The 21661-nt window shown below is 67.0% G+C and carries 19 protein-coding genes; 4 read left to right on the forward strand and 15 right to left on the reverse strand.

Translation table 11 applies throughout. The features are described 5' to 3' along the window. Window positions 1-1646: tannase/feruloyl esterase family alpha/beta hydrolase (locus tag B0E41_RS06030; protein WP_077329996.1), on the reverse strand; the 1646-nt coding region annotated here is incomplete at its 3' end. Between the two features lie 164 nt (window positions 1647-1810). Between B0E41_RS06030 and B0E41_RS06035 the strand changes: the two genes are divergently transcribed. Beyond that, window positions 1811-2770 carry a LysR substrate-binding domain-containing protein gene (locus B0E41_RS06035; RefSeq protein WP_077329968.1) on the forward strand — a complete coding sequence of 320 codons (960 nt, stop codon included), beginning with the start codon at window positions 1811-1813 and terminating at the stop codon, window positions 2768-2770. A gap of 57 nt (window positions 2771-2827) precedes the next feature. Continuing rightward, the gene (locus B0E41_RS06040; protein WP_077329970.1) at window positions 2828-3406 is read left to right on the forward strand and encodes an amino acid synthesis family protein; all 579 of its coding nucleotides are present in this window, start codon (window positions 2828-2830) and stop codon (window positions 3404-3406) included. 744 nt (window positions 3407-4150) lie between these two features. Here B0E41_RS06040 and B0E41_RS06045 read toward each other — a convergent pair. The 6 genes from B0E41_RS06045 to B0E41_RS06070 all read right to left on the reverse strand — a co-directional run bounded on the left by B0E41_RS06045 (window position 4151) and on the right by B0E41_RS06070 (window position 10960). Further along, window positions 4151-6829 (reverse strand): bifunctional acetate--CoA ligase family protein/GNAT family N-acetyltransferase, encoded by a 2679-nt coding sequence (locus B0E41_RS06045; RefSeq protein WP_077329972.1) that lies wholly within the window; start codon window positions 6827-6829, stop codon window positions 4151-4153. A 23-nt stretch (window positions 6830-6852) separates the two neighbouring features. Next, a complete protein-coding gene (locus B0E41_RS06050; protein WP_077329974.1) occupies window positions 6853-7779 on the reverse strand; it encodes a histone deacetylase family protein in 927 nt (308 codons plus the stop codon). Between the two features lie 320 nt (window positions 7780-8099). Then, entirely contained in the window at window positions 8100-9305 is a 1206-nt protein-coding gene (ubiM, locus tag B0E41_RS06055; RefSeq protein WP_171984682.1) for a 5-demethoxyubiquinol-8 5-hydroxylase UbiM, read from the reverse strand. A gap of 121 nt (window positions 9306-9426) precedes the next feature. Further along, window positions 9427-10044, reverse strand: a complete 618-nt coding sequence (locus tag B0E41_RS06060) for a Spy/CpxP family protein refolding chaperone (RefSeq protein WP_077329976.1) — start codon at window positions 10042-10044, stop codon at window positions 9427-9429. Window positions 10045-10224: 180 nt separating this feature from the next. After that, window positions 10225-10626: a Cu(I)-responsive transcriptional regulator gene (cueR, locus tag B0E41_RS06065; protein ID WP_077329998.1), complete on the reverse strand. Its 402-nt coding sequence runs from the start codon at window positions 10624-10626 to the stop codon at window positions 10225-10227. A 136-nt stretch (window positions 10627-10762) separates the two neighbouring features. Further along, the gene (locus tag B0E41_RS06070; protein WP_077329978.1) at window positions 10763-10960 is read right to left on the reverse strand and encodes a cation transporter; all 198 of its coding nucleotides are present in this window, start codon (window positions 10958-10960) and stop codon (window positions 10763-10765) included. A gap of 220 nt (window positions 10961-11180) precedes the next feature. Here B0E41_RS06070 and B0E41_RS06075 point away from each other — a divergent pair, with 220 nt between their 5' ends. Further along, complete coding sequence (locus B0E41_RS06075) at window positions 11181-13535, forward strand: heavy metal translocating P-type ATPase (RefSeq protein ID WP_077329980.1); 2355 nt, start codon at window positions 11181-11183, stop codon at window positions 13533-13535. Between the two features lie 18 nt (window positions 13536-13553). Here the strand turns inward: B0E41_RS06075 and B0E41_RS06080 are convergent, their stop codons facing one another. After that, window positions 13554-14486 carry a peptidoglycan-binding domain-containing protein gene (locus B0E41_RS06080; protein WP_077329982.1) on the reverse strand — a complete coding sequence of 311 codons (933 nt, stop codon included), beginning with the start codon at window positions 14484-14486 and terminating at the stop codon, window positions 13554-13556. 301 nt (window positions 14487-14787) lie between these two features. After that, window positions 14788-15156 (reverse strand): lysozyme inhibitor LprI family protein, encoded by a 369-nt coding sequence (locus tag B0E41_RS06085; protein WP_171984683.1) that lies wholly within the window; start codon window positions 15154-15156, stop codon window positions 14788-14790. A 278-nt stretch (window positions 15157-15434) separates the two neighbouring features. Here B0E41_RS06085 and B0E41_RS06090 point away from each other — a divergent pair, with 278 nt between their 5' ends. After that, on the forward strand, window positions 15435-16028 hold the full coding sequence (locus B0E41_RS06090) for a hemerythrin domain-containing protein (RefSeq protein WP_077329986.1): 594 nt from the start codon (window positions 15435-15437) through the stop codon (window positions 16026-16028). Window positions 16029-16103: 75 nt separating this feature from the next. Here B0E41_RS06090 and B0E41_RS06095 read toward each other — a convergent pair whose 3' ends face one another. From B0E41_RS06095 to B0E41_RS06120, 6 genes are all read right to left on the reverse strand, one after another. Beyond that, entirely contained in the window at window positions 16104-18284 is a 2181-nt protein-coding gene (locus B0E41_RS06095) for a CotH kinase family protein (RefSeq protein ID WP_077329988.1), read from the reverse strand. Window positions 18285-18331: 47 nt separating this feature from the next. Then, a complete protein-coding gene (locus B0E41_RS06100) occupies window positions 18332-19105 on the reverse strand; it encodes a polyphosphate polymerase domain-containing protein (protein WP_077329990.1) in 774 nt (257 codons plus the stop codon). Beyond that, entirely contained in the window at window positions 19102-19674 is a 573-nt protein-coding gene (locus B0E41_RS06105; RefSeq protein ID WP_216350734.1) for a DUF4956 domain-containing protein, read from the reverse strand. The genes B0E41_RS06100 and B0E41_RS06105 overlap by 4 nt, the downstream gene beginning before the upstream one ends. 272 nt (window positions 19675-19946) lie before the next feature. Continuing rightward, the gene (gene gstA, locus B0E41_RS06110; RefSeq protein WP_077329992.1) at window positions 19947-20555 is read right to left on the reverse strand and encodes a glutathione transferase GstA; all 609 of its coding nucleotides are present in this window, start codon (window positions 20553-20555) and stop codon (window positions 19947-19949) included. Window positions 20556-20654: 99 nt separating this feature from the next. Continuing rightward, window positions 20655-20918: a hypothetical protein gene (locus B0E41_RS06115; RefSeq protein ID WP_077329994.1), complete on the reverse strand. Its 264-nt coding sequence runs from the start codon at window positions 20916-20918 to the stop codon at window positions 20655-20657. A 44-nt stretch (window positions 20919-20962) separates the two neighbouring features. Further along, window positions 20963-21661: hybrid sensor histidine kinase/response regulator (locus B0E41_RS06120; protein ID WP_143433692.1), on the reverse strand; the 699-nt coding region annotated here is incomplete at its 5' end.

Here is a 21661-nt window from a genome sequence, read left to right on the forward strand (position 1 = left end):
GTGCGGGTGGGCGACCAGTCGGCTGGCAGGTCGGCGTTGGCGCCGCCCGGGTTGCCCGCGCCGCGTGCACCGGCCACGATGCGCTCGGGCGCGCGGCCGTGTTCCACCCAGTCCACCAGCGCGGCCAGGCCGTCGTACTGCTCGGTGGCCGGGCCGCCGCGCGAATGGCCCTGGCCCGGCACCAGGAACAGGCGGGCGAAGCCGCTGGCGCCACCCCGTTGGTGGGCGTCGAGCGCGGTGTACCAGGCCTGGGTGTGGTCGCTGGAGAAGATCGGGTCGGCCGTGCCGTGGAACACCAGCACTTTGCCGCCACGCTCGCGCAGGCGGTCGAACTCGGGCGCCTCCAGCGTACCCATGAAGTCCAGGGCCTTGTCGGTGTAGACGCCGCTGGTGGCGAAGACCTTGGCGCCGTCGGTGTTGATGTCGAAGGCCAGCGCGAAGGCGGCGCTCTTGCGGGTGTCGGTCGCCATGGCCAGGTCGGCCACCGGCGGCGAGGAGAAGATGAAACCCACCGACACCGGGTTGCGGGCCGTGCGCACCGAGCTGCGGAACTTCCACTCGGCCCAGCCGGGGTGGCGGATGCCCGGGTCGAAGGGGAAGCCGCTGTAGACCACCTCACCCGCGCCGTTGCGCGCCGGCGCATACACCGCGGCGAGCACGCTCTTCTGCGCCCCGCTCAGGCAGCGGCCGTCGCGTTCGCCGGCGCAGGTGGGCAGGTCACGCATCGGGTCAAACGCGGTGCGGCAGGCTTCCACGTCGTTCACGAGTCCGTCGCCCAGTCCGTCGAGCGCGTCGCAGCGCGCGAGGATGGCGCGCGCCACGAGCTCGCGCTCCGCCGGGGGCAGGGCCGATTCGTAGTCGGGCTGGCCGTTGAGCTCGCGGGTGGTGACCACCGTGTCCCAGCGCTTCACGTTGGAGAGGTTGGCCACCGAGGCGCGCGGCAGGTGGATGCCGGGCGACTGGGCCAGCACGCCGTCGAATGCATCGGCGTAGCGGGTGGCGGCCACCAACGCCTGCCGGCCGCCGTTGGAGGTGCCGCCGATGTAGGAGCGGTCGGGGACCTTGCCGTAGGCGCGCTGGATCAGGGCCTTGGCCATGGGGGTGAGCGTGCCGATGGCGGCGTGGCCGTAGTCGCGGCGCGCCTGCGGGTCCAGGCCGAACAGCGGGTTCTGGGCGCTGCTGTGGCCGGCGTCGGAGCTGATCACCGCAAAACCGTTCTGCAAGGCGTTACGCAGCAGGCCGCCGCTGCCCAGCGAAGCGCCGCCGTCGGCGGTGACGACGTTGCCGTCGGTGCCGCCGTTGCCCTGGTAGAGGAAGCGGCCGTTCCAGTCCCGGGGCAGGCGCATCTCGAAGCCCATGGCGTAGGCCTGGCCGTCGACCGGGCTGACCCGTTCGTTCATCCGGCCGGTCACGCGGCAGTGCTCACCCACCGGCTGGCCGGCGTTGTTCAGGCGGCCCGCCGGCTCCAGCGTGGCGGCGGTGAGGCGGGTGCTGGCGAAGCCGAACGCGCCGGCCAGTTCGCTGCACTGTTGCAGCGGCGCGGGCGTGGCCACGCCCAGGCGGTACGGCTGTGCGGTGGTGGCGCAACCCGACACCAGGGTCAGGGTGGCGAGCGCGGCGCTCAACAGGGCAAACGGTGTGTGCATGGGTGTGGTCTCCATCGGGTGCAGGGGTCTGCACGGGTGTCGATTTTTGAAGTGCGATAAATGAACTTCGTGATTGACTTTTCCGAAATGTACGGGCCAGAATGAACCGTATCAAACGATTTGTTTGCAGCCAGTAGTGCAAAAAACGCACTCCGAATACCACCATGACCTCACGACGCAAGATTCCCAGCACCGCCGCCCTGAGCGCCTTCGAGGCCGCGGCGCGGCATTCGAGCTTCACCGAGGCGGCCGAGGAACTGTCCCTCACACAAAGCGCGATCTGCCGCCAGATCGCGGGGCTGGAGCAGTTTCTGGGCGTGAGCCTGTTCCGGCGCTCGCGACGCGGCGTGCTGCTCACCGAGGCCGGTGTGACCTACCACCGGCAGGTGTCGCGTCACCTCGAACAGATCGAGCTCGACACGCTCAACCTCATGACGCGCGGCGGGCGCGGCGGCCGGCTGGAGCTCGCGGTGGTGCCCACCTTCGGCACGCGCTGGCTGCTGCCGCGGCTGGCCGGCTTCGCCCAGCTGCACCCGGACATCACGCTCAACCTCTCCAGCCGCACCCGCCCCTTCCTGTTCGACGACACCACGATGGACGCCGCGATCTACGCCGGCGACGGCCACTGGCCCGGCGCCGTGACCACCCACCTGATGGCGGAGACCCTGGTGCCGGTGTGCAGCCCGGCCCTGATCGCACCGCGCAAGAAGCTCACGCCGCAGCAGCTGGCCGAGCTGCCGCTGCTGCAGCAGAGCACCCGGCCCTACGCCTGGCGCCAGTGGTTCGAGTCGATCGGCCATGTGCCGGGCAACGAACTCGCCGGCCCGCGCTACGAGCTGTTCTTCATGTCGCTGCAGGCCGCCGCGGTGGGCCTGGGCGTGGCCCTGGTGCCCGAGTACGACATCGGCGACGACCTGACCTCCGGGCGCCTGGTGATCCCGGTGCAGCACTTCTGCCCCAGCGACCGCGCGTACTACCTGTCGATCCCCGAACGCAAGGCCGACAACCCGGTGCTGGAGGTGTTCAAGGCCTGGCTCATCGAAGAGATGGCCACCTACAACGCCACGGCCGAGCAGGAGCGCCTGCTGCGCGCCAAGCCACGGCCCCGCACCCCCCCCGCCTGATCCCGGTGCTGTTTTTCTTCAACCCTTTTCTTCAACCTCTCGCAAGGTCATCCCGCCATGTCACTGATCCAGGTCCGAAAACGCCAGTTGCTGGTCGAAACCGTCTTTCACGAGGGCGGCCCGCCGCCAGCGGTGCCACTGCGCATGGCCGCGGCGCTGGCCGTGGTGCGCAACCCCTACGCGGGGCGCCACGAACCCGACCTGCTGCCGTTCATGGCCGAGCTGCGCACACTCGGCCGCGAGCTGGCCGAAGAGCTGGTGCAGGTGCTGGGGCGCGACCGTGTGCAGGCCTACGGCAAGGCCGCCATCGTGGGTGTCAACGGCGAGCTGGAACAAGGCGCCGTGTGGCACGAGGCCGGCGGCTGGGCCATGCGCGCGGTGCTGGGCGACCCCAAGGCCATCGTGCCAGCCGCCAAGGCCGTGGCCAGCGCCGGCTACCGGCTGATGGTGCCGCTGCACCACACCCAGGCCGCCTACGTGCGCAGCCACTTCAACACCATGGAGGTGGGCGTGCAGGACGGGCCACGGCCCGACGAGATCGTGTTTGGCCTGGTGATGGCGGACGGCGGGCGCATCCACTCGCGCCTGGGCGGCCTCACGGCGGACGAGATCCGGGTGAACGATGGTCAGCGCTGAGCGTTTGGCGCACCCGCAAGGCGTTTTTTTGCACAACGCTGTGTATAACTTTCTAAGAAGCAGGTAGTTATCCACATCACCTGGACAAGTTCGCAGGTTGTCCCCGTTGGCGCGTACCGGCAACAGGGCCCTCTGCACATGGTTTCTGGCGACGCAAGTGCTTGATTCAACTAAAGAAAAGCCGCTTGTCCACAAAAAATGGCGCCCTCTACTACTACGACTACTTTTAAATAAGAGAGTAAGAGGTAGTAGCAGAACAACCCGGACGCCCCCACACCCGTTTCGGCCTGAACACTGTTTTTTGAAAAAATGTCCGTTGGACCGGTTCCGAAGATCGGTTCGGCAGGTTCTGCACAAGGCTGTGCATAAATTTCCAACAACCCGTTGGTTATCCACAGACTGTGGGCAAAACCAGGATTTGTCCCCGTTTCAAGACACGGGCAACAGCCCCCGCTCAACAGGCTTTTTTGCGCTGCAAGTGCTTGAAAAATCTCAAGAAAAACCGCTTGTCCACAAAAAAACGCACCCTCTACTACTACGACTACTTTTATTAAAGCTATAGAGAGATAGCAGAGGGATAAAAAAAACGCCCCAAGGCAAGCCTTGGGGCGTTTTTTGAACGGCGTTCAGTTTCTTAACTATCTGTGCACGCGATGCCCATCACCCAGGGCACCGCCGGGCCGGCTCTGCCGGACGGCCAGTGCCGCCCCCCTGGGGGGGTCGCGCGCAGCGCGGCAGGGGGGTTCAAAGACTGTGCGTCACCAGTTTGAAGTCCGGGTCTTCCGGGAAGGGCTTGATCTGGTAACCCAGGCCCTTCATGAGCTTGAGCATGCTGGGGTTGTTGGCCAGCACCAGGCCCTCGATCTCGGTCAGGCCTTTGTCGCGCGCCTCTTCCATGATGCTGAGCATCAGGCGCGAACCCAGGCCCTTGCCGTTGAAGTCGTCGGCCACCACCAGCGAGAACTCGCAGCTGGATTTGTCGGGGTTGGTGATGTAGCGCGAGACGCCCACGACGCGCTCGGTTTCGACCCTCTCACCGTCTTGCCCGGCCTGACGGGTGCGGTGGATCGCCACCAGCGCCATTTCGCGGTCGTAGTCGATCAGGGTCAGGCGCGAGAGCATGGAGGCCGGCAGCTCGGTCATGCTGGACACGAAGCGGTAGTAGCGGCTTTCGGGCGAGAGGTTCTGCACCAGGTCCTGCAGCATCTGGGCGTCGTCCGGGTGGATCGGGCGGATGGTGTACTCGCCGCCGCCGCGCAGGGGCCACACCTGCTCGTAGCGCGCCGGGTAGGGCAGGATGGCCAGGTGGGCGTAGTTGCGCGCCGTGGCGGGCGAGCCCTCGATCACGATGCGCGCGTCCACGGCCACGGCGCCGTTTTCGTCCACGATGATGGGGTTGATGTCCATCTCGCGCAGTTGCGGCAGCTCGCAGACCATTTCCGAGACGCGCAGCAGCACGTGCTCCAGCATGTCCATGTCCACCGCGGTGGCACCGCGCCAGGCGCCCAGGGTCTCGGCCACGCGCGAGCGCTCGATCAGGCGGCGCGCCAGGAACTGGTTGAGCGGCGGCAGCTCCATGGCGCGGTCGTCGATCAACTCGATCATGGTGCCGCCGGCGCCGAAGGCGATCACCGGGCCGAAAGGGTCGTCGGTCACCAGGCCGATGCAGAGCTCGCGCCCGCGCTTGCTTTGCGCCATCTTCTGGATCGTCACGCCGTTGATCTTGGCGCCCGGCTGCAGCTTGGCCACGGCCTGCAGCATGGTGTTGTAGCCGTCGCGCACGGCGGTGGCGTTCAACACGTTGAGCGCCACGCCGTTGACGTCGCTCTTGTGGCTGATGTCGGGTGAGTCGATCTTGAGCGCCACCGGGTAACCCAGCTGGGTCGCGATCATCATGGCCTCGTTGGCGCTGCGCGCGAGGATGGTCTGGGTGACCGGGATGTGGAAGGCCGAGAGCAGGGCCTTGGACTCCATCTCGGTCAGCACCTTGCGGCGCTCGGTGAGCACGTTTTCGATCAGCAGGCGCGCGCCCTCGATGTCGGGTTTGGCCAGGGTGGATAAGGGCGGCGGGGTCTGCTGCAGCAGCTGCTGGTTCTGGTAGAAGCTGGCGATGTTGCCGAAGGCGCCCACGGCGGCCTCGGGCGTGCGAAAGCTGGGGATGTTGGCCTTGCCGAGCACCTCGCGCGCCTCGCCCACCGAAGCGTCGCCCATCCAGCAGCACAACAGGGGTTTGCTGAGCTGGGGTTTGAGCTCGGCCATGGCGCGGGCCACATCGGCGGCGTCCACGCCGGCCTTGGGCGAATGCACCACCAGCACGCCGTCCACGGTCTTGTCGCGGCCGGCGGCGTCGATGGCCGCGCGGTAGTGCTCGGCGGTGGCCTCTTCGGACACGTCGATCAGGTCGTTGAGCGTGGCCAGCGCAGGCATCTGGGGTTGCAGGGCAGCGACGGCCTCAGGCAGGAGCTTGCCCAGCTGCAGGCCGATTTCACTCACCCAATCGGCCGCCAGCACACCGGGGCCGCCGCCGTTGGTGACGATGGCCAGGCGTTTGCCCACCGGGCGGTAGCGCGAGGCCAGGCATTTGGCGGCCGAGAACAGCTCGACGAAGGAACGCACGCGCACCGCGCCGGCGCGGCGCAGGGCGGCGTCGAACACGTCGTCGCTGCCGACGATGGCGCCGCTGTGGGTCTGCGCGGCGGCGTTGCCCGCGGGCTTGCGGCCGGCCTTGAGCACCACCACCGGCTTGGCGTTGGCCGCAGCGCGCAGCGCGCTCATGAAGCGGCGCGCGTTGGAGATGCCTTCCATGTAGACCACGATGCTGTGGGTCTGGGCGTCGGAGGCGAGGAAGTCGAGCACCTGGGCGATGTCCACCGCCGTTTTGGGGCTGAGCGACACGACGGTGGAAAAGCCCACGCCGTTCTGGCTCGCCCAGTCGAGGATGGACGAGGTCAGCGCGCCCGACTGCGACACCAGCGCCAGCGGGCCGACGCGGGTCAGCGGACCGGCCACGCTGGCGTTCAGGCCGATGCGCGGGCGCTGGAAACCCAGGCTGTTGGGGCCGAGCAGCTGCATGCCGTGGCGGCGCGCCACCTGGTGCATGTCGGCAGCCACGTCGGCGTTGGCGCCGCTGCCGATCACCAGCGCGGCCTTGCACTTGATGCGCCCGGCGACCTCGAGTGCGGCCACCGCCTCGGTGGGCGGCAGGGCAATAATGGCGAGGTCGGCACGCGTCTGGGCCAGCTCGGCCAGCGTACCGCTGGTGTGGATGTCGAGAAAGACGAACTTGCCGGTGAAGGGCTGTGCCGTGAGCGCGGCGGTCAGGTTGCGCGCGTGGTTGGTTTGCTGGTCGGGGTCGTCGTGGTCCCCCACGAAGATCGCGATGGTGTCGGGTTGGAACAGCGGGGTGAGGTAGTGTTTGTCCATGAGGGACTCAGGTTGCTGAAAATTCAATCCGCGCCGATCAAGACCCTGACATGCGCGGCCACGCTGCGCGCCAGCGGGCTGAGCACGTAGCCGCCCTCCAGGCAGGAGATCACGCGGCCCTGGCAGTGTTTGTCGGCGACTTTCATCAGTTCTTTGGTGACCCAGGCGTAGTCGGCCTCGACCAGGCCGAGGTTGCCCATGTCGTCTTCGCGGTGGGCGTCGAAGCCGGCCGAGATGTAGATCAGCTGTGGTGCAAAGACGTCGAGCGCGGGCAACCACTCGTTGGTCACGGCTTCGCGGAAGGCGTCGCTGCCCGAGCGGCTGGGCAGGCCGACGTTGACCATGTTGGTACCCACGGCGGATTCGCCGTTGAAGGGGTAGAGGCCCTTTTCGAAGATGGAGCACATCAGCACGCGCTCGTCGCCGCGGAAGATGTCTTCGCTGCCGTTGCCGTGGTGCACGTCGAAGTCGATCAGGGCCACGCGCTCCAGGCCGTGCACGTTGAGCGCGTGGCGCATGCCCACGGCGACGTTGTTGAAGAAGCAGAAACCCATGGCGGCCGAGCGTTCGGCGTGGTGGCCAGGCGGGCGCACGCAGCAGAAGGCGGTGGGCGCTTCGCCCGCCAGCACCAGGTCGGTGGCCTGCACCGCCGCGCCGGCCGCGCGCAGGGCAGCGGTCAATGTGTGCGGGCACATGTTGGTGTCCGGGTCCACCGCGTGCAGCCCTTCGGCCGGTGAGGCCTCGAAGATTTCGCTCACGTAGAGCGACGCGTGGGCGCGGCTGAGCTGTTCTTTGGTGGCCAGCGGCGCGTCGTAGGGAACCATGTAGTCCAGCAAGCCCTTGACCAGCAGGTGGTCGTTGATGGCGCCCAGGCGCTCGGGGCATTCCGGGTGGTGCGCGCCCATGTCATGGCGGGCACAGTCGGCGTGGGTGATGTAGGCGGACAGCATGTGGTTGTGGTCTCCTCGGGCGGTGATGACCGGCCGGGTGTCTGCGCACCCGTGCCGATTGACTTTCATCAATCTAGACCTGAATGCTGACGCGCGTCTTGATGCAGAGCAACAAGGCCTTGGCAATGAGAGGGCACCGGAGCGCGTGCCTCCCACGCAGGATGCGGTGGAACCGGCTCCGCCGGGCCACTCACATCGCCCCCTGGGGGGCTGAGGGCCGCGGCTCCAAGTCTGCCTGCGCAGACTTGGACAGCCCGAAGTGACACCGACTCTGGCGGTGGCGCGGCCTGCAAGGCACGCGAAGCGGCGCGGGGGGACTCCTAATGCAAGCCAGTCAGGCTTGCAGCCACCAAACGTTTGAACGGCGTGAAGCGTTCGCCCGCCTGCACCAGCACCTGGCGCAGCATGCGTGCGGGGGTCTGCTCGCTCGTGTAGAGCGTGGCCAGGGCGTGGGTGGCGAAGTAGAGGCCTCGGCTGGCACCCTGGTGGGTCCGCTGGTAACGGGCCAGCAGGGCGGGCGAGGCGATGTCCTGGCCCCGCTGCTGCGCCTGGATCAGCGCCTTGGACAAAGCCTCGATGCTGCGCAGGCCCAGGTTGAAACCGTGCGCCGTGACCGGGTGCATGCCCACGGCGGCGTCGCCCACCACCGCGAAGCGTTGCGCCACCAGGCGGCGCGGCCAGACGCCCACCAGCGGGTAGGCGTGGCGCGTGCTGGCCAGGGTCATGGGCCCCAGCTGGTTCCCGAAGCGGCGTGTCATCTCGCGGTTGAAGCTGTCTTCCGGTAGGTCCATCAATGGCTGAAGTTCCTGGCTGGGCAGGGTCAGTACCACGGACGAGCGCGGCAGGCCGGTCAACGGGCAGGGGTTCATGGGCAGCAGGGCGAGCGTCTGGCCGTGGTCGAACCACTCCCACGCGGTCTCGTGGTGCGGCAACGCGTGCGCCATGTTGCAGACCAGCATGGTGCGGCCGTGGTCGTGCATGTCGGCGGCGATGCCCATGGCGCGGCGGGTGCTGGAGTGGCGGCTGTCGGCGGCCACCACGAGCGGGGCGGTCAGGGTGTCGCCGCTGGCCAGGGTCAGGCGGGCTTCGCGCGCGTCGGTCTGGATGTGGGTCACCTGCTCGCCGCAGCGCAAGGTTGGTCGGCCCGGACCATCGGCCATCGCGGCCTCAAACGCGGCGCGGCGGATGTGGTGGTTGGCCACCAGAAAGCCCAGCTCGGGTTGGGCGCTGAGCGCGTGGCTGATGGTCATGCGCGACTGCCGCGGGCCCACGCCGCCGTCGAGCACCAGCGCGTCTTTCAGCGGCGCGATGTTCGCGTCGCCCAGAAAAGGCCAGAGACCGAGTCTGCGCATCAGCGCCGCACTGTGCTGGGTGAGGGCGATTTCGCGGCCATCGAAGGCGGGGTTCTGCAAGGCCTCCAGGGCTTGCTGTTCGAGCAGGCAGATCCGCAGACCGCTCCCGCGCAAGGCGCGCGCCAGGCACAGGCCCGCCGGGCCAGCGCCCACGATGATGAGGTGAAAGTCCATGGCGGGGCAGCTTACGCGCTGGTCCTCTGCCGGGGCTTGACTCAGGTCAAGCGGCAGCGCCCGCCATGGGCTCAAAAAAAAGCCCCGGACGGGCCGGGGCTCTTGAGTGGCGCTGAAAGGATCAGCTGCGTTTCTGCATCGGGCCTTCGCAGCCCGGCTCGCCACCCTGGCCACGCATGCCGTGGTGACCGCCATGGCCGCCCATGCGGTGCTCACCCTTCATGCCGGCGCGGTGGAAACCGCTGTGGCCTTGGGTGTCGAACACCTTCTGTTGTTCGGGCGTGAGCGTGGCGTAGAAGGTCTTGACGGTGTCGATGCGTTTGGACATCTGGGCGTCGCGCTCGGCCTTGTGGACCTGCATCTTGTCCAGCCGCTGCGGCGTGGTCAGTTTGGCCCAGTCTTCGCGCTGGGTCTTGCCCATGCGCGGTGTGGGCGCCGTGCCGGCCACGTAGGCGTTCCAGGCGGGTTCCTGGGCCGCCGTGATCTTCAGCGTGGTCTTGAGTTGCGCCTGGTGCTCGGCGTGGCGCTTTTGCATCTTCTCCATGCGTTGCGCCATCTTGGCGGCCCTGTCGCCCTGGTCTTTGCCGGCTTCGGTGGCGCGCTGGGCCATGTGCTGGGTGTGCATGTCGGGTGATATGCCCGGGCCGCCGGCGTTCTGAGCGATGGCGGTGGCCGAGAGGCCGACGAAGGCGGCGGCGAGCGAGGCGGCGATGAGGGTGCGTTTGCTGAACAGTTTCATGAGTCTCTCCTGAGAGGTTGGAAAAGCCGTTCCAGGGATCTCAGCGAGGGGCTGTCTCTGGAATGGGTTCAGTGTGGAAGGGCCGTGTAAGCGCTTTGCGGCCTTGTGCTGCGGGTTTGTAAAGATATGTTCCGTTTTTCAGCGACCCGCGCAGCGGTGGAGCGTGGGGGCACACATCCCTCATGGGGCGGCCAGGTCGTCCAGGATCGGGCAGTCGGGCCGGTCGTCGCCGGGGCAATGGCAGACCAGCTCGCCCAGGGTGCGTTGCATGGCCTGTAGCGCGGCGATGCGCTGGCCCAGTTCGTCGAGGTGTTTCTGCGCGATGCGCTGCACGCTGGCGCTGCTGCGGCGCCGGTTGTGCCACAGGCCCACGAGTTCGGTGATGGCATCGAGCCCGAAGCCCATGTCGCGCGCGCGGCGGATGAAGCGCAGGCTGTGCACGTCGGCCAGGCTGTACTGGCGGTAGTTGCTGTCGGTGCGCGCCACCGCGCCCAGCAGGCCCAGCGACTCGTAGTGGCGCAGCATCTTGGGCGAGATGCCGCTGAGTGAGGCGGCGGTGCCGATGTTGACCGGCCAGGCCATGCCGCCGTCGAGCGTTGGTTCTTGGGCGATTGGCACAGCGCCTGCGCGGGTTTTCATGCGATCCGGCGCCGGGCCGCCCCAAGCCGGATCAACCCCCTCGGGGGGCAGCGACCCGCGTAGCGGTGGAGCGTGGGGGTCATGCTGCGACGGCGTAGCCTTCTTCGCGGATCGCGGCGGCGAGCGCTTCGAAAGGCTGTTCGCTTTGCACCTCGACGCGGTTCTGGCTGCGGTCGATCTTGACTTCGGCCTTCGGGTCCAGCGTCTTGATGGCGGTGGTGACGGCCTTTTCACAGTGGCCGCAGGTCATGCCCTGCACAGTGAGGGTCTGGTTCATGGTGAAACTCCGGAGTGGTGGAATGGCTGGATCCTCCACCTTGACACGGTGTCAAGGTCAAGCCCTGATCGCCGAAAGATACACCTTGTGGCTTGACCTTGCCATGGGGGTAAAGCTTATAACTGGGTACCCCCCTGCGCCGCTTCGCGACTTCCCCCCAGGGGGACCACGCTGGTGGCCCGGAAAAGCCGGTTCCACCGCGTGTGCTTGAACAGAAACGATGAACACAGCCACCTTAGAAACCTCCGACCCCTCCGCTGTCCAGATCGACCTGGGCATTGGCGGCATGACCTGCGCCTCCTGCGTTTCGCGCGTGGAAAAGGCGCTCAAGAAACAACCCGGCGTGAGCGAAGCGACGGTGAACCTCGCCACCGAGTCGGCGCGCATCCGCGTGAGCAGCAGCGACGCGACCCACGCGACCGCCCTGCTCAAACGCGCGATCCGCGACGCCGGCTACGAGCCGCGCGCCATGGACGCGATGGACGTGGAGGAGCGCGAGCGCTGGCACGGCATTCCGCTGGACCTGTTGCCGGTGCTGGTGGGCGCGCTGCTGTCGGCGCCGCTGGCGCTGCCCATGCTCGGCGACCTGTTTGGCAAACACTGGATGCTGCCGGCCTGGATGCAGTTCGCGCTGGCCACGCCGGTGCAGTTCTGGCTCGGCGCGCGCTTCTACCGGGCCGGCTGGCACGCGCTCAAGGCGCTCACCGGCAACATGGAGCTGCTGGTGGCCATCGGCACCACGGCGGGCTGGGCGCTCTCGACCTGGCTGTGGCTGAGGGCCGAGCCGGGCGAGATGGTGCACCTGTATTACGAAGGCTCGGCGGTGGTGATCACGCTGGTGCTGCTGGGCAAATGGCTGGAAGCACGCGCCAAGCGCCAGACCACCAGCGCCATTCGCGCGCTGCACGCGCTGCGCCCCGAGCGCGCGCATTTGCTGCCAGACGGCATCAAGCGCACCGAGATCACCGACGTGTCGGTGGACGAGCTGCTGCCGGGCGACACCATCCGCGTGCTGCCGGGCGAGCGTTTTGCCGCCGACGGTGAGCTGCTGCTGGGCCAGACGCAGGCCGACGAATCCATGCTCACCGGCGAGGCCATGCCGGTGCCCAAGCAGCCGGGCGATTTCGTCACCGGCGGTTCGCTCAACGGCGAAGGTTCGGTCGAGGTGAGCGTGCGCGCCGTGGGCGCGCAGAGTGTGCTGGCGCACATCATTGCGCTGGTGCAGGACGCCCAGGCCGGCAAGGCGCCGGTGCAGCGGCTGGTCGACCAGGTGGCGGCGGTGTTCGTGCCGGTGGTGCTGGTGATCGCGCTGGTCACGCTGGTCGGCTGGCTTTACACCGGCGCGCCGGTCGAAGCCGCGCTGCTGCACGCCGTGGCGGTGCTGGTGATCGCTTGCCCCTGTGCACTCGGCCTGGCCACACCGACGGCCATCATGGCCGGCACCGGGGTGGCGGCGAAACACGGCATTTTGATCAAGGATGCGCAAGCGCTGGAGATCGCGCACCGGGTCGACACAGTGGCCTTCGACAAGACCGGCACGCTCACGCTCGGGCGTCCGCGGCTGCTGTCGATCGAGGCGGTGCCGGGGGTGGACGAAGAGGCGGTGCTGCGCGCGGCGGCCGCGCTGCAGGCGCAGAGCGCCCACCCGCTGGCCCACGCGGTAATGGACGCGGCCGAAGCGCGCAACTGCCTTCCTGCGCCCGACGCGGCCCAGGACGTGCAGGCTGTCACCGGGCGCGGCAGCCTGGGGCGCGTGGGTGGCGTCACGCTGGCGCTGGGCAGCCTGCGCTGGATGGACGAGCTGGGTGTGCCGCTGGGGCCGCTGGCCCTGGCCGTGCTCCAGCAGCAGGCTGCGGGCGCCACGGTGTCGCTGCTGACCAGCCAGACCGACGAGACCTCGCCCTGGACCCCGCTGGCCCTGTTGGCCTTCGGCGACGAGCCCAAGCCCGGCGCACGCGAGGCACTCGCGCAGCTGCGCGCGAAGGGCATGCGGCTGTTCATGGTGTCGGGCGACAACCAGGGCGCGGCCGACGCCATGGCGCGCACCCTGGGCCTCAACGCCGACGGCGGCGAGGTGATCGCCGAGGTGCTGCCGGGCGACAAGGCGGCCGTGGTGCAGCGGCTGCGCGAAGGACGCACCGACCCGGCGCCGGGCCGCCCCAAAACCGACCAGCCCCTCGAAGGCGCCGCGACCCGCGAAGCGGTGCAGCGCGGGGGCCACATCGTGGCCATGGTGGGCGACGGCGTGAACGACGCGCCCGCGCTCGCGGCGGCCGACGTGGGCATGGCCATGGGCGGCCGAGAAGGTGGCTCCGACGTGGCGATGCACGCGGCCGGCATCACGCTGATGCGCGGCGACCCGATGATGGTGGCCGCGGCGCTGGACATCTCGCGCCGCACCGTGAACAAGATCCGCCAGAACCTGTTCTGGGCCTTTGCCTACAACGCGGCCGGCATCCCTCTGGCCGCGCTGGGCTACCTCAGCCCGGTGCTGGCGGGCGCAGCGATGGCGCTGAGTTCGGTGAGTGTGGTGAGCAACGCGCTGCTGCTCAAACGGTGGAAGCCGGGGCGTTGACGGGAACCAGACGCTGGCTCAGTGCCGCACGGCTTCGGCCGTGCGTTCCGTCGCCGGGGTGGGCCCCGTGACCGGTGCCTCGACCAGGGGCCGGTCGGGCACATAGCCGTTGAGCGCCTGCTGGGTGTCGAGTTCGCGCATCTGCTTGAAATCGTTCAGAAACAAAATCTTCTGCCCGTCGTTGCGGAGCTGGATGTGGGTGACCTCGCCCAGCGCCGCGCGGTGCTCCAGCAGGTGGTTCCGGGACGACTCGGCGATGTGGGCGATCTGGGGTTCGGAGAACCGGCCACCCGCTTGCAGCGACCCGATCATGCGGTCCAGCGCGGCACCGCTCTTGGCGTCCAGTGACGGCGCCAGGCCCAGCGCCTTCAGGGTGGCATGGTCGCCGAAGCCCGTGGGTGCCAGCCGGTGCTCGCGCTGAAAGTCGGTGAGCAGACGTTCTGTCCCTGCACCGAAACCGCCGTCGTCTTTCAATGACTTGCCTTCCCGCTGCAGGGCCTGCTGCAGCAGCTGGACGTCGTCACCCTTGTCGCCGCGATCGAGCACCGACGGATCGTTGACGTCGCGCCGGTAGGCGGCGAGCGCGGTCTGAATCTCGGGGATGTGGCGTTCGTCGGAAGGTCGGTAGCCGCTGCTCGCGACCTGACGGTGCGCGGCTTCCATCGCGACGGCGTTGCCGGGCTTCTGGAAGTTGTCCTGGTATTGCTGGGCGAGTTCGGCGGCTTTGGGGCCGGCAAAGTACCTCACCACGGCCTTCTGCCGATCAACTTCCTCCATGAAAGTCTCGTGGTCCGCACCGTTGCGCAAGGAGGCCACCAACTTTTCATAGGTCTTGGGTCGTTGGTTTTCCGCCTTGGCGAGCACGCACAAGACTTCAAACTTGCGGTCCTCGGGGATGTGGGATCCGTGGCGGTCCAGCACATCTTTGGCATCGTCGGCAATGGCCGCCACCTGGGGAAAGTCAATGTGCCGGTGAATCCACTGTTGTCCTGCCTCCGAGCTGGCCCAGGCATTGATCGTGTCCCGGTGTTCGTCAGAGATGAATCGAATGGACGGGTTGTTTCCCTGGCCATTGCCATGACTGAGCAGATCGCTGCGCAGCGCTGAGAGACCCGCGGCATCGGTGGGAAAAGGCTGGTGATGGGCTCGGGCGCGATGGCGCCCAAAGGCCAGGTACCTCGTTGGCCGAGGTGTCGATATGGGTCATGTTCTTTTTCTCCCTTCAATCGCTGAGCCGATGCGGTTCGCTTCGTCAGTTCAGATCCAGATGTTGCTGCAGCTGTTGGCGCCGCTGAACGATCCACAGGATCTCGTTGGTCGAGACGGAAAGATCCGAGCTTCCGAGTTGGGGGTAGTAGACCGACACGGAAAATGCCGTCTCCGCGCCCATGAAGGTTTTCCAGGCTGCCTGAGTTTTCGCCAGCTCCTTGCGCTGCTCGTCGTTGAGCTTGGCGGCCAGGCTCTTGTAAAGCAGATCAAGTTGTTTCCACTGGCGCGCTTTTTCGTTGTTGATGCAGTTGCCCTGTTCCAACCGCCCATTGGCCTTCTTCATGCATTGCAGGTAGGTGGCACTTTCAAGTTGACCCAACGCCGGCGGCGCCTCGAAGGTTTCGTTGGCCACCGTGGCGCAGCTGGCGGCACCGAGGGACAGGGCAAGGAGGGCAATTCGGATCGGCTTCATGTGGTGGTGGTGTGACAGCAGGGACTCGGCCAGGCAGCAGCCCGGAGGGTCAAAAATGCTAACACTTTGGTTTGCAACTGGATGTAAAAGCACCCCTTCCAGCGGGGCGCGCAGGGGCAGGCTTGACGTGGGTCAATGCCCTCGGAAACGTGATCGGCCATATTCCCGGAACCATTCGCCGACCACTCGGTCGGTTTCGCCTTGCCGGAGACAACACCATGACCCACGAAGCCTTGCGCGTCATTCGCGACGAACACGCCACCCTGGCGGCCATGCTGCAGTCGCTGATGCAGATGGTCCGGCGTGGCCCGGTGCACGAAGGGCAGGACGATTCGGCGCGGTTCTTCGATGTGCTGCGGGCCATGCTGTTCTACATCGACGAGTTCCCCGAGACGCACCACCACCCCAAGGAGTCGAACCTGCTGTTCCCTCGGGTGGTGCGTGTTGCGCCCCACGTCATGGCCACCATCGACCAGCTGGAGCGCGACCACGCGACCGGCGAGGCCCGGGTGCGAAAAATCATGCACCTGCTGTTGGCCTGGGAGCTGCTGGGTGAAGCGCGCCGGCCGGTCTTCATCGCCGAGGTAACGGGCTACGTGGATTTCTACCTCGAACACATGCGGCTCGAAGAGACCGTGGTGCTGCCCGAGGCCGAGCGCCACTTGAGTGAGGCCGACTGGCACGCGCTCAACGCCGCCTTTGCGACCAACCAGGACCCGCTGAACCACCGCGTGCCACGCGACCCGCAGTTCGACCGCCTGTTCACCCGCATCGTGATGAAGGCGCCCGCCCCGGTCGGACTGGGGCAGTAGGCCCTTCACGGCCGCTACGGCCGCTGTGGCGGCCTGTGTTGTCCCGCAGACCACGGGCTTCGTGACCGGACAGGGTCAGGGTGCGCACACCGGTTCGAATTCGGCCCGGACGGACAGGCTCTGGCTCGCCGTGATGCGCGTGGTGGCCTGGGTTGCGCCGATGCCGTGCCACCGTTTGAACGCGTAACAAGGCTTGGCCACCGCTTCGAGTTCGAGGGGCACACCGGCGAAATAGGTGCCGGTCCACATGCCGTCATTGCCGGCGCGTTCCGCCAGTTCGCGGGTCTGGAGCGAGCTGACCCTGATCGACCCCTGCGTGGCGTCGGGCAGGCTGACCGTCAGGCGGTAGGTGCCTTTCAGCCCGAATTGCCCCATGAGCTGCGCGCGCTGGATGGCGGGGCGCTGCTGCACGAAGGCCTGCATCTTCTGCACCTCCTGTTCCCACTCGCCCAGCGTGGCGGGCACCTTCCAGCGCTCCAGGTGGCGCGGCATTTCCGGGCGGATGCGGTCCTGGAGCCGGCGGATCACGGCCGACGTGCGCTGCGGGTCGAACACGGTATTGAGCAGGTCGGCGAAGCGGTTGATGAAGCGGGCCTTGAAGTCCGGGTTCTCCATCAGTTTTCGCAGCAGCAGGGTGGACCACTCGACGCCATCGAGGTCCCGGGTGCCTCTGGGATTCAGCGCTCCCGCCAGGTTTTCGTTGGCAGGCATCGTCAGGGCCAGATCGGCGTCGAACTGCAGCCAGCGCCAGCGCCCGTCCAGCACGCCTTTGCTGGTGTACTGCGCGCTGTCGCCCCGGTACCGCCAGGCTTTGACGTTGTTGTGCGGCCAGTCCACGTTGCCCATGAAGATGTTGGCGATCTGGTGGTCGATGAAGCTGTCGATGTCGATCAGGCTGGCGGCCTGCTGGTACGACGCCTCGCGCCGCAGATCGGACTTCTCGAAGAAGGTCATCACCTGCTTCCAGTGCGCGGGGTCGCCCTCGATCACGGCGTTGTTCTCCACCAGCTCGATGTCCTTCTCGGGAATGCCGTATTTCTCGGAGAAGAAGTCGACGTCAAAGTGCTCGCGCACGTTCAGGATGCCCCAGTACTCGCCGTTGATGAAGGTCACTGCCGGCTGGTAGCCCTGGGTCTCGATGTTCAAGCGTTGCACCACGGCCTGCGCCGCCGCGTCCTTGAACATGGTCTTCTGGAAGTCGTTGCCCGAGTTCCGCAGGATCAGCTTCTTGTGGTTGTAGTCCTCCCCGAACACCGGGTGCTGGAACTTGTTCTTGCCGTAGCGTTTGCGGGCGTAGAGGCGCAGCGATTTGCTCGGGTTCGCCCGGCTGAACCCGCCGTGGACCCGCACGCCGATGCGCTGGTCCATGCTGGCTTTCTCCGGCTGGTCGGTGTCCGAGAAAAACTGGAAATGGGCGGGCGTGTCGTCGCCCCGGGCGTGCCAGTTGGCGGGCGCGTTGCCGCCGCGGACGATGTGGCCCGGGTGCTGGCGGCGAAAGTCGTCGAAGGCCTTGCCCGCCACCATGATCCCCTTGTCGTGGCCGAACAGCAGGTCTTCCTGGACCACCAGCGAGACCACGGGCAGCTTGAAGGTATCGCGCGGCATGACAAAGTAGGTGGCCGTGGCCACGGTGCTGCGTGCGCCCCCCTTTTTGACCGCCATGGCCCGGATCACGGTGCCTTTCAGCAGCCGGGCCTGGGGGCGCTGGGCGATGGTGGGCAGCTGGATGCCCGGCCCCTCCGGCCATGACCGGTTGAGCGCGTTCAACCCCCGGTTGACCGGATCGATCAACCCGTTGATGCGCTGTTCGCTGGCGCTCAGCGCCGCCAGGGGCGTGACGTAGTAGGGCTCGTCACTGTGGTGCGTGGTCGAGATCCGGGCGATGCGGTCGGGTTCGCGTGAGTGGTCGGTGACGGGGATGCGGTGCTTGTAGCGCAGGCTCTGAAAGGTCTGCTCGTGGAACGCGCCGAAGGGGTCACCCGGTTGCTGGGGGTACTGGAGCTTGTACCGGTAGGTGGTGCCCTTGACGTTGGCCGGGTCGGGCTCGGAGCCGTCGAGCGTGTAGTACACCGCCACCGTCGGATCGGCATGGGACAGCGCCACGTTGATGTCGGTGGCGTGGAAGCCGCTGTCGTGCGAAAACGCGGGCTCGGCCAGCGGCGGGGCGTTGATCGGCGGCTCATGGGCGCCCAGATCGACGCAGGCGGGCAGCAGCAGCGCGGCGAACAGGGCGAGGGCGGGGCGGTGCAGGGTCATACAGGGGGTTCGCACGACCGCCGGTGGGCCGCCGGCGCGAGGGCGGGTCAGCCCAGTGCCGCGATCTTTTTGAGGGTGGGGGTGAAACGGCTGGAGCGGGTGGTGTGCGAGGTGAGCGCCAGGCCCACGCAGTACTTGGAGCACAGCGAGGCGGGTCGCGCGCCCAGGTCTTTCAGCACGCGGTCGGTCGCCGACACGCCTTTGGGCGACTTCACCTCGACCACCCAGAGCGACCTGCTCAGGGCCATCTCGCGGTGGCCCTGGGCGAAGTGCAGCTGGTTGTCCATGGTGACTCGTTCGGGGCCGGCCTGGGCGATCAGGGTGGTGCGCTGGTAGCGCACCTGAAGTGTCTGGCGGTAGCGGTCCGGGAGGTCCCGCTGGTGGTGGTCTTTCGCCACCGACTTGAGGTATTGGTCCAGCTCGGCGGGCAGTTCGTGCGATTCAAAATGCGCCGGGGTGATGGCCCGCCGCAGCTTGGACGTTTCGCCCGCGTTGCCCTTGAGCTTGACCTCCATGAAGAACTGCCCGGTGTCTTCGTAGTGGCGGTGGCGCACCTTGAGGCGTTTGCGGCGGTTCTGGTTGTGGTCGCGGAAGCAGTGCAGCGAGTCCGAATCGAAGTAGGCGCTGTGGTAGTTGAAGGCGGTTTTCCCACCGATCTCCAGCGCATCGAACCGGTCGCCGACCTGCCCCAGAAAACCGAGCACCTGCGTCCCGGTCAGCAGGTACTTGTTGTCCTTGCGCGTCATCAGCGCGGCGCGCTGGTTGAGCTCGGCGAGGCCGATCCGGTGGAACGACGCCAGGCGGTCTTCGATGGCGCTCATTTGGGGCGGAAGTCCACTTCGGCCTGGATGACCTCGGTCACGTAGCACACGCTGCGCACGCGGTACGACAGCACCTCCACCCCCAGCCGCTCCGACAGCAGTGCCTTGAAGCCCTCGGGGTGGGACATGAAGTTCTCCGGGATCGAATCCAGTTTCACGTCGATCTGGTTGACGGACTTCAGGATCTCGGGGTGGTCGATGATGAACACGCCCAGCAGCACGGCGGCGGTGAGCATGGCGGTCAGCATGAGGCTGGTGCCGTCGATGGCGGAAATCACGGCGATGGAAATGCTGCCGAAGAAGTAGGCCATGTCCGACTTGCTGATCGGCTCGGAGCGCAGGGTGAACAGCGCGAGGATGGCGAACAGGCCAAAACCGGCGGCCATGCCGAACTCCAGGTTGGAGAGGATCGCCAGCACCGCGAAGATGAAGATGTTGAAGAGTGCCGCCGAGATCGCGGTTTCCTTGTGCTTGTACCGGGGGTAATAGATCAAGAAGATCAGGATCAGCATGGCGCCCAGGTCAAAAAGGAACCGGGCCAGCAGTTCGACGTAGTTCATCAGGTTCATGCGGGGCGTTCGGGGGAAGGTCCATGCCGTTCGGAGCGGCTCACCGGGGGCGGGGATGGCGCAAAAAAACCGTCTTGCGACGGGTCAGCGAGTCAGCGCGGATCTGCGTCGGAGGGGCGCAGGCGCAGGCAAAAAACCGCGAATTTTAAGGTGGCGATAAGGTGGCCGTGGGTTTTCCCTTGCATGGTGGCGGGGTACCGGCATGAAAAAGGGGCTCCGCAGAGCCCCTTGAACAACGCAGGTGAATCCTTCGGGCGTTCAGCCCCGGGTGATCACATCAAGCCTTCGGCCTTCATCGCCGCCTGCACCGCCGGGCGCGCGGCCACACGGGCGCGGAAGGCGGCCAGGTTCGCCAGGCCGCTGATGTCCAGGCCGACCTTGGCGGGCCAGTTGGTCACGGTGAAGAGGTAACCGTCGGCCACGGTGAAGGTGTCGCCCATGAGGTATTGCTGGCCGGCGAGTTCGCCGTCGAGCCAGGTCAGGCGCGAGATCAAACGGTCTTTGAAGACCTGCTTGGCGTCGGCCGGAACGGCGGGGTTGAACAGGGGGCTGAAGCCTTTGTGCAGCTCGGTGCCGATGAAGTTGAGCCAGCTCTGCAGCTGGTAGCGCGCCATGCTGCCGTTGGCGGGGGCGAGGTTTTTCTCGGGCACCTGGTCGGCGATGTACTGCACGATGGCCGGGCCTTCACGCAGGGCTTCGCCGCTGTCGAGCACGAGATAGGGCACGTAGCCCAGCGGGTTGACTTTGTAGTAGTCGCTGCCATCGGGCAGCCGGTGCGTGCTGGTGGGCGCGGGAATGGCCTCGAACGCCAGGCCGGCTTCGTGCAGGGCGATGTGGGGGGACAGCGAGCAGGCGCCGGGCGAGTAATAGAGCTTGAGCATGGGGTGTCCTGAAAGTGACGCCGCCACCCGGTGGCGGCGGACGCTCATGCTAGTGGGCTTTCGCAAAAGGTGCAGGCGTGCAGTTTTGCCGGTGTGTGATCAGCAGTGGGCGAAGTAGGCCTTGCAGGCCGAACCGTCGCCGCCCTCGCAGCGCTTGCCGAGGTAGGTGCACATGGGCGACGCCGGCAACATGGCCAGGGTCGATCCGCCGGCCTTTTTGTCGGGTTGCACCAGCAGCCGCAGGCCGGAAGACTGGGCCGGGACGGTGTTGCCTTGGGTGTCAAACGCCGCGTACGCGGCCACCTGCACCAGCACCAGGCCCACAACCAGACCGAATTTGGAAAAGCGATTGAAACGTGCCATGTTGATACTCCTGTGACGGGTCAGTGCCAGAGAAGCTGCAACAGTCACTGACCCTCATCCCGTTGCAGCGTGCCGGGGTCGACGGTATGGGACCTGGCGCCCGCTGCGAAGTGTCGAAAGTCATGGTGGGCCACCCGGCATCCCTCAATGAGGGTATGCCGCAACAGCTGCGGGTCCACCGGTTTGAACAGGATCGGCAATCCCGTGTGTTCCAGGGTGCGCAGGTGTTCGGGAGAGGTCTCGCCCGTGATCATGACCAGTGCCGGCGGTGGTGCTGTTGCCGCCTGCAGTCGGCGGGCCACGTCCAGGCCGCTGACGCCGTGGCGCAGACGCATGTCCGACAGAATGACGTCGACCGGCCGGTGTTCTTCGGCGGCCTGGCGCATGGCCGCCTGGGCGGCAACCTCGTCGGCAGCGGCCAGCAGCTCAACCCCCCAGGTGTGCATGAGCGCCATCAGTCCCTGGGTGACGATGGCCTCATCGTCGATGAGCAGCACCCTGCGCGGCAGTTCACCCTCCGTCCGGGCGGCAGGCGGCGTGGCGGCGGACAGGCCGGCGGGGGCCAGGGGCAACGACAGGCGGAACCGGGTGCCACGGCCGGGCCGGGAGCTCAGGCTGACCGGATGCTCCAGCAGAGTGGACAGGCGGCGCACGATCGACAGGCCGATGCCCATCCCCAGGCTGCGGTCGCGCGAGGGGTTGTCGACCTGGTAGAACTCCCGGAACACCAGCTCATGCTGCGC

It is taken from the genome of Hydrogenophaga sp. A37, from assembly GCF_002001205.1.
In the GTDB taxonomy this organism is placed as follows: Bacteria; Pseudomonadota; Gammaproteobacteria; order Burkholderiales; family Burkholderiaceae_C; genus Hydrogenophaga.